This is a genomic window from Cupriavidus sp. FW305-3-2-15-C-LB2, from assembly GCF_058787575.1.
In genome coordinates this window covers 93,972-100,888 of sequence record NZ_JBYSZW010000025.1, presented here as the reverse complement: position 1 = coordinate 100,888, position 6,917 = coordinate 93,972, and the positions used below count along the sequence as shown (strand labels likewise).

The following is a 6,917-nucleotide window of genomic DNA, read 5'->3' as shown; positions in this document are numbered from 1 at the left end:
GGAGAAGTGGGGGAGGAGGTGTCGCCCGGCGGGGCAAGGTAGCGGGTGTAGCCGATCTCAAAGCGCGCAACCGTGGACATGGCAGGTCTCTCGATGCGGTTGTCTCGACAGGATCCGCTGGGACGGCCGCGAGGATCTTCGCAGCTATCCGCAGCAATGATCGCGTTGTGATCCCTGCCGTGCTTTTTGGGCGCGGGGGACTTGAGCTTGAGTGTAGGGCATTTGCGCGGCGCGCGCGGCGCAAAATTGTCTTGCTGCGCACAATGCGCGCGACAGCTGTCCCAAATGCAAGAAAGCGCCTGGCGGCGCTTTCTTGCTGGCGAGAGCGCGGTGGCTCAGCGCTGGTACGGCGGCTGCACGAAGCCCGCAAAGCGCTGCTGCGTCACGGCCTTGAACTCCGCCGACTCGTAGGCCTCTCGGATGTCCTTGACGAAGGGCTTGTTCAGGTCCGCCGTCTTCACCGCGACCAGGTTCATGTAATAGTCGGGAATCTTCTCCAGCGCCAGCGCCGAGGTCAGCTTCAGGCCGGAGGCCAGCGCATAGTTGCCGTTGACGAAGGCATAGTCCACGTCGTCGAGCGAGCGCGGCAGCTGGGCGGCTTCCAGCTGGATCAGCTTGAGCTTGTGCGGGTTGGCGTCGATGTCGCGCTCGCTGGCGCGGATCGGGTCGGTGCCCGGCTTGAGCGTGACCCAGCCGATCTGCTGCAGGATGGCGATGGCGCGCGCCAGGTTGGTGGGATCGTTCGGCAGCGACACGGTATTGCCGGGCTTCACCTCGGCCAGGCCCTTGTGCTTGCGGCTGTAGATGCCGATCGGCGCGGTCGGCACCTGGATCACGTCGGTCAGCGCCAGCTTGCGGTCGGCCGAGAACTTCTTCAGGTAGGCCACGTGCTGGAACGCATTGGCGTCGATGGCGCCGTCGGCCAGCGCCAGGTTGGGCTGCACGTAGTCGCTGAACTCAATGATGGTGACCTTGTAGCCGCGCTTTTCCAGCACCGGCTTCACGCCATAGCGGATCTGGTCGGCGTAGGGGCCGGCGGTGGCGCCGAAGCGGATTTCCTTCTTGTCCGGATCGGCCGCGCCCGCACCCTGCATCACGCCCAGTGCCAGCACCGCTGCCGCCAGCCGTGCGACGAAGCCGAATTTCCCGTATTGCATCTGATGCTCCCCGTTATGTTGTTGGAGGCCGGCAGCGTCCCGCCGCGGCGTCGGCTCATTGTATGGAAAGGCAGGCAATAGGCGAACGAGTTATTACGCATGGTCATATGCCGCTGGTGAATAAGGGCGCCGGCGCCTGGCTGCACTACGCTGAAGGACAGCGTCACCCGTATGGAGGCCGCCATGCCCGAACAACTTACCCGGCATCCCGAAGTCACGATCCAGGTCTTGCGCAGCGCCGGGGCCAGCTGCGGCGAGGGCGCTCCGCAGGCCATCCTCAAGGCCTGCCCGCGCGAGCGCTTCTGCAAGCTGCCGGGCGGGGAGATCTGCGTGTATGGCCTGGACGGGGCGCAGGCGATGACGCAGTTCACGGCTGCCGACTGGCAGTCGCTCGCGCCCCTTGCGCGGGGCCGTGCAGAGGTTGCGGCCGCGGCGGGCTGGGAGGGGACCACTGCCGCGGTGTTCATTGCCGGGCTTGCCGCTGGTGCGCTGGCGGCCGCAGCCCTGGCGCGCTGGCGGCGCAGCCGTGGCCGTGGTTGACGTGCCCGTGCTGGCACGGTGTTTGCGGCTTTCTCAGGTCATGACACCGATGCAGTCCGCCTCCAATCGTTTCCGCCGGCCAGGGCATGGCGCAGAGCGGCGCCTGTCGTGCGGGGCCGGCGCCATCCCGCGCGCGCGCGAAAGCGCACTGGCGGAAACTTTTATCCTGTTTGAAGCCGAGGCAGGCCAGAAATTGCATGCCGGGCTGGCGCGCGCAGGCCTGCATTCCTGCACATTCCTGACGCCGGTTTTGCGGTGCGCGGCGACGAGGGGAGGCGCGCAATGATGGGCGCGACGACCTTCTCGGCCATCCGCCAGCACGCGCACTGGCCCGCGTGGCGCCGTGCCATCGGCATCCTGTTCATTGCCGCGGTGCTGGCGCTGATCGCGCGCAAGCTGGGCACCATCGACTGGGACGCGGTGCTGGCCGCGCTGCGCGGCTTCAACGCCCGCACGCTGGCGCCGGCGGCGGCCTTCGTTGCGCTGAGCGGCTTGTTGTACAGCCAGTTCGACCGCCTCGGCTGCCACTATGCCGGACACCCGTTGCCGGCGCGGCGGGTGATGGCGATCTCTTATGTCAGCTACACGCTCAGCCTCAACCTCGGGGCCACGCTGGGCGGCGCGGGCGTGCGCTATCGGCTGTACACGCGCGCCGGGCTGACCCTGCCGCAGATCTGGAGCCTGTTCGTGGTGGTGGTGAGCAGCAACTGGCTCGGCTATGCCTTGCTGGCGGGGGGCATCCTGGTGGCGCAGCTGGTGGTGCTGCCGCCCGAGTGGGGCGTTCCCGCCGCGCTGACACGGGTGCTGGGCGCGCTGATGCTGGCGGTGCCGGCTGCCTACCTGGCTGCCTGTGCCACCTGGCACGGCCGGCACCGGACCGTGCGCGACCACGATATCTACGTTCCGTCGGTCGGCTTCGCGGCGCTGCAAATCCTCTTGTCGGCGGCGCACTGGATGGCGATGGCGGCGATCCTGTTTTCGCTGCTGCATACGCATGCGGGGTACTTCACGGTGCTTGGGGTATTGCTCGCGTCGGGGCTGGCGGGCGTGGTGGTGCGGATCCCCGGGGGCCTCGGCGTGATCGAGACCGTGTTCCTGACGATGCTGGGCGGCCAGGTGCCGCACGGGCTGCTGCTGGCGGCGCTGATTGCGTATCGCGCGATGTATTACCTGATTCCGCTGATGATCGGGGCGATCGGCTACTTTGTGCTGGAGGCGCACGGCAAGCGTGGTGGGGGGTAGGTTGTGCTGGCGGTATGCGACCGCCTGCCCTCACCCCCTGCCCCTCTCCCGCGAGCGGGAGAGGGGAGCAAACCAGCGGGTCGCTCTGACGTCGGTAGCCTGCGGTCAGGCCGCCGCCAGCGCGCGATCCAGGTCCTCGATCAGGTCATCGATATGCTCGATGCCGACCGACAGCCGCACCATGTCCTCACTGACGCCCGCTGCCTTCAGTTCCTCCGCATTGAGTTGCCGATGCGTGGTCGACGTCGGATGCGTGGCCAGCGACTTGGCATCGCCGATGTTGACCAGCCGCGTGAACAGCTGCAGCGCGTCCAGGAAGCGCGCACCGCCTTCACGGCCGCCTTGCTTCAGGCCGAACGACAGAATGCCGGGACCGCGCCCACCCAGGTACTTCTGCACCAGCGCGTGGTCGGCATGGTCGGGCAGGCCGGCAAAGTTGACCCAGTCCACCTTGGCATGCTGCTGCAGGTGGCGGGCAATCGCCAGCGCGTTCTCGGTGATGCGGTCCAGCCGCAGCGCCAGGGTTTCGATGCCTTGCAGGATCAGGAAGGCATTGAACGGCGACAGCGCCGCGCCGGTATTGCGCAGCGGCACCACGCGCGCGCGGCCGATATAGGCGGCCGGGCCCAGCGCCTCGGTGTAGACCACGCCGTGATAGGAGACGTCGGGCTCGTTCAGGCGCTTGAAGCGTTCCTTGTGCTGGGCCCAGGGGAACTTGCCGCTGTCGATGATGGCGCCGCCGACGCTGTTGCCGTGGCCGCCCAGGTACTTGGTCAGCGAATGCACCACGATATCCGCGCCATGCTCGAACGGACGGCACAGGTAGGGCGACGGCACCGTGTTGTCGACGATCAGCGGCACGCCGTGGTTGTGCGCCACGCGCGCGATGGCTTCGATATCGACCACGTTGCCGAGCGGGTTGCCCACCGACTCCACGAAGATCGCCTTGGTGCGCGCGTCGATCAGGTCGCCGAAGCTGGCCGGGTTGCGGCCATCGGCAAAGCGGGTCTCGATGCCGGACTGCGGCAGCGTGTGCGCCAGCAGGTTGTAGGTGCCGCCATAGAGCTGGCTCGACGAGACGATGTTGTCGCCGGCCTCGGCAATGGTCTGGATCGCATACGTGATTGCCGCCATGCCGGACGCCAGCGCCAGCGCGCCCACGCCGCCCTCGAGCGCGGCCAGGCGCTGCTCGAGCACGTCGTTGGTCGGGTTCATGATGCGGCTGTAGATATTGCCGGCCACCTTCAGGTCGAACAGGTCGGCGCCGTGCTGGGCGCTGTCGAAGGCGTAGGCCACCGTCTGGTAGATGGGCACGGCCACCGCGCGCGTGGTGGGATCGGGCGAATAGCCGCCATGGACGGCCAGGGTTTCGAGTCTCATCTTCTTCTCTCTTCGTCTCGCTGTTGGGTGCCGGACCGGCGCGACGGGGCAGTGCCTGCCATGGCGCCGGGCATGCCGAGCGGTGCGCCGCGCGGGCGCACCAGGCCGTGCGATGGTACCAGCCGGCCCGCGCACGCCCCTGCGGCGTGGCCGCTATGGTTGCCGACGGCGCTCGCGCGAGGCAAGGAAGCTTATTGCATTTGGATATGCGCGGCGCCGCAGCGCAGCGGTCATGCCCCGACCGCGAGCGGTGGTTCGACCTGCCGCCAGCGCAGGTTCTCGGGCCGGCGCAGCCCCAGGTGCTCGCGCAGCGTGGTGCCCGTATAGCGCTCGCGAAAGAGCCCGCGCCGGCGCAGTTCCGGCAGCACCAGTTCGATGAAGTCATCGAGCCCGCCCGGCAGCCAGGGCGGCATCACGTTGAAGCCGTCGGCGGCCTCACCCTCGAACCACGCCTGCAGCTGGTCGGCGATGGACTGCGGCGTGCCGTGGATCGACCAATGGCCGCGCGCGGTGGCCACGCGCAGGCACAGCTGGCGGATGGTGAGCCCGTCGCGACGGGCCAGGCCGGTAACCAGCTGGAAGCGGCTCTTGGCGCCGTTCGGTTCGGCCAGGTTGTCGGGCAGCGGGCCGTCCAGCGGATAGCCGCTCAGGTCGATCCCGCCCAGGTGCTGCGACAGCAGGGCCAGCCCCACCGATGGATGGATCAGGCTTTGCAGCGCTTCGAACTTCTCCTGCGCCTCGGCCTCGCTGCGGCCCACCACCGGGAACACGCCAGGCAGGATCTTGAGTTGATCAAACGTGCGGCCATAGCGCGCGAGCCGCGCTTTCAGGCCACGATAGAAGGCCTGCGCATCGGCCAGCGACTGCTGCGCGGTGAAGATGACCTCGGCGGTGCGGGCCGCCAGTTCCTGCCCGGCCTCCGACGAGCCAGCCTGCACGATCACCGGATGGCCCTGCGGCGGGCGCGCGACGTTGAGCGGTCCGCGCACCTGGAAGTGCGCGCCGCGATGGTCGAGCGTGTGCAGCTTGTCCGCATCGAAATGCCGGCCGCTGTCCTTGTCATACAGGAAGGCATGGTCCTCCCAGGTGTCCCACAGCCCGGTGACCACGTCGACAAACTCTTCGGCGCGGGCGTAGCGATCCGCGTGCGCGGGATGACGTTCGAGGCTGAAGTTGCGCGCTTCGGCATCCGACCACGACGTCACCACGTTCCAGCCCGCGCGGCCGCCGCTGAGGTGGTCGAGCGAGGCGAACTTTCGCGCCACATGAAAGGGCTCGTTGTAGGTGGTGGAGACGGTCGCCACCAGGCCGATGCGCTGCGTCACTGCCGCCAGTGCCGACAGCAGTGTCAGCGGCTCGAAGGTGGCGGCGCGCGCGGTGCGCGGCAGGGTGGCATCATCCATGCCGCGGATGGCAACGCCGTCCGCCAGGAACAGCGCATCGAACCCCGCGGCCTCGGCGCGCTGCGCCAGCGCGATGTAGTGCGCCAGGTTGCGCCCGGCATCGGCCTGCGCGCCCGGATGGCGCCACCCGGCGACATGGTGCCCGGTGGCCTGGAGAAAGGCGCCCAGATGCAGCTGGCGCGCCGGCTTTTGCTGTGACATGGATCGTGCTCCCCGGAAGCAACTGGCTAAATCAGGCCGCTTGCCGTTGCGCGGCACCGGCGGACTGGTTGGCCGGCGCCGCGCCTTCGTTGCGCCCGCCCGCCTTCACCGCCTTGCTGCAGCGGCCATCCACGCCGACCGGGATGTCGCCGGCCACGGTGGCCCGGCGTACCACGCGGTGCGCGTCGCCATAGTCGTTGATGGCGTAGTGCTGGGTGGCGCGGTTGTCCCAGATGGCGACGTCGCCCGCGCGCCAGCGCCAGCGCACGGTGTTCTCCAGCCGGTGCACATGGCCCTGCAGCACGGCAATCAGGTGCGCCGAATCGGCCGACGAGTAGTCCAGCAGCTTCTTGACGAAGTGGCCCAGCACCAGCGTGCGTTCACCGGTTTCCGGATGCACGCGCACCACCGGGTGCTCGGTCTCGTAGAGCGCCGAGGTAAATAGCTCGCGGTAGCGCTTCAACCCTTCGTCGCTCGGATTGACGCGCGTGGCCGCGTAGTCGTAGTCGTTGGTGTGCAGTGCCCACAGCTTGTCGGCCAGTTCGCGCAGCGGCTCGGGCAGGTCCTGGTACGCGGCAGCGGTGTTGGCCCACACCGTGTCGCCGCCGGCGGCGGGAACGGTCACGGCGCGCAGCACCGAGACCGCGGGGTAGGCCAGGTCGAAGGTCACGTCGGTATGCCAGGAATTGGCGCGGCCGCCGTGCTGCGAGTCGAGCTCAAGCAGTTGCGTGCCGTCGCGCGAGGGCACGGTCGGGTGCGGCACGGTGTCGCCGAACAGGCGCGCAAAGCCCTGCTGCGCGGCATCGTCCAGATGGACCTGGTCGCGGAAGAACAGCACCTTGTGCCTGAGCAAGGCTGCGCGGATGGCGGCGAAGGTGGCGGGCGGCAGGTCGCCGTGCAGCGCGACGCCGCGGATCTCGGCGCCGATGCGGCCGGCAACCGGGTGGATGTCGAGCTGGACGGTCTGGTCTTGCGTGGCGTTGGCTTGGGTCAT

7 protein-coding genes are annotated in these 6,917 nt (G+C 68.5%); 3 read left to right on the top strand and 4 right to left on the bottom strand.

The annotated features are described in order from the left end of the window. Window positions 1-335: 335 nt before the first annotated feature. The gene (locus AC3WRR_RS19185; RefSeq protein WP_010810904.1) at window positions 336-1,157 is read right to left on the bottom strand and encodes a MetQ/NlpA family ABC transporter substrate-binding protein; all 822 of its coding nucleotides are present in this window, start codon (window positions 1,155-1,157) and stop codon (window positions 336-338) included. 183 nt (window positions 1,158-1,340) lie between these two features. On the opposite strand from AC3WRR_RS19185, the gene AC3WRR_RS19180 reads away from it, so the two are divergent. From AC3WRR_RS19180 to AC3WRR_RS19170, 3 genes are read left to right on the top strand one after another with little or no spacing between them, the layout of a single operon-like run. Beyond that, window positions 1,341-1,697 carry a hypothetical protein gene (locus AC3WRR_RS19180; RefSeq protein WP_037024789.1) on the top strand — a complete coding sequence of 119 codons (357 nt, stop codon included), beginning with the start codon at window positions 1,341-1,343 and terminating at the stop codon, window positions 1,695-1,697. Then, window positions 1,684-1,983 (top strand): hypothetical protein, encoded by a 300-nt coding sequence (locus tag AC3WRR_RS19175; RefSeq protein WP_144062260.1) that lies wholly within the window; start codon window positions 1,684-1,686, stop codon window positions 1,981-1,983. The genes AC3WRR_RS19180 and AC3WRR_RS19175 overlap by 14 nt, the downstream gene beginning before the upstream one ends. Further along, window positions 1,980-2,939, top strand: coding sequence for a lysylphosphatidylglycerol synthase domain-containing protein (locus AC3WRR_RS19170; protein ID WP_010810906.1), 960 nt, complete (start codon window positions 1,980-1,982; stop codon window positions 2,937-2,939). The genes AC3WRR_RS19175 and AC3WRR_RS19170 overlap by 4 nt, the downstream gene beginning before the upstream one ends. Window positions 2,940-3,044: 105 nt before the next feature. Here the strand turns inward: AC3WRR_RS19170 and AC3WRR_RS19165 are convergent, their stop codons facing one another. The 3 genes from AC3WRR_RS19165 to AC3WRR_RS19155 all read right to left on the bottom strand — a co-directional run bounded on the left by AC3WRR_RS19165 (window position 3,045) and on the right by AC3WRR_RS19155 (window position 6,917). Further along, window positions 3,045-4,319: an O-acetylhomoserine aminocarboxypropyltransferase/cysteine synthase family protein gene (locus tag AC3WRR_RS19165; protein WP_492297841.1), complete on the bottom strand. Its 1,275-nt coding sequence runs from the start codon at window positions 4,317-4,319 to the stop codon at window positions 3,045-3,047. A gap of 230 nt (window positions 4,320-4,549) precedes the next feature. After that, window positions 4,550-5,923, bottom strand: coding sequence for an LLM class flavin-dependent oxidoreductase (locus tag AC3WRR_RS19160; RefSeq protein WP_492297839.1), 1,374 nt, complete (start codon window positions 5,921-5,923; stop codon window positions 4,550-4,552). A gap of 31 nt (window positions 5,924-5,954) precedes the next feature. Continuing rightward, window positions 5,955-6,917, bottom strand: coding sequence for a TauD/TfdA dioxygenase family protein (locus AC3WRR_RS19155; RefSeq protein WP_492297837.1), 963 nt, complete (start codon window positions 6,915-6,917; stop codon window positions 5,955-5,957).

Bases quoted from the DNA above. Each gene is read 5' to 3' on its own strand.
- AC3WRR_RS19185 (WP_010810904.1), bottom strand. From the start codon at position 1,157: ATGCAATACGGGAAATTCGGCTTCGTCGCACGGCTGGCGGCAGCGGTG.
- AC3WRR_RS19180 (WP_037024789.1), top strand. From the start codon at position 1,341: ATGCCCGAACAACTTACCCGGCATCCCGAAGTCACGATCCAGGTCTTG.
- AC3WRR_RS19170 (WP_010810906.1), top strand. From the start codon at position 1,980: ATGATGGGCGCGACGACCTTCTCGGCCATCCGCCAGCACGCGCACTGG.
- AC3WRR_RS19165 (WP_492297841.1), bottom strand. From the start codon at position 4,319: ATGAGACTCGAAACCCTGGCCGTCCATGGCGGCTATTCGCCCGATCCC.
- AC3WRR_RS19160 (WP_492297839.1), bottom strand. From the start codon at position 5,923: ATGTCACAGCAAAAGCCGGCGCGCCAGCTGCATCTGGGCGCCTTTCTC.
- AC3WRR_RS19155 (WP_492297837.1), bottom strand. From the start codon at position 6,917: ATGACCCAAGCCAACGCCACGCAAGACCAGACCGTCCAGCTCGACATC.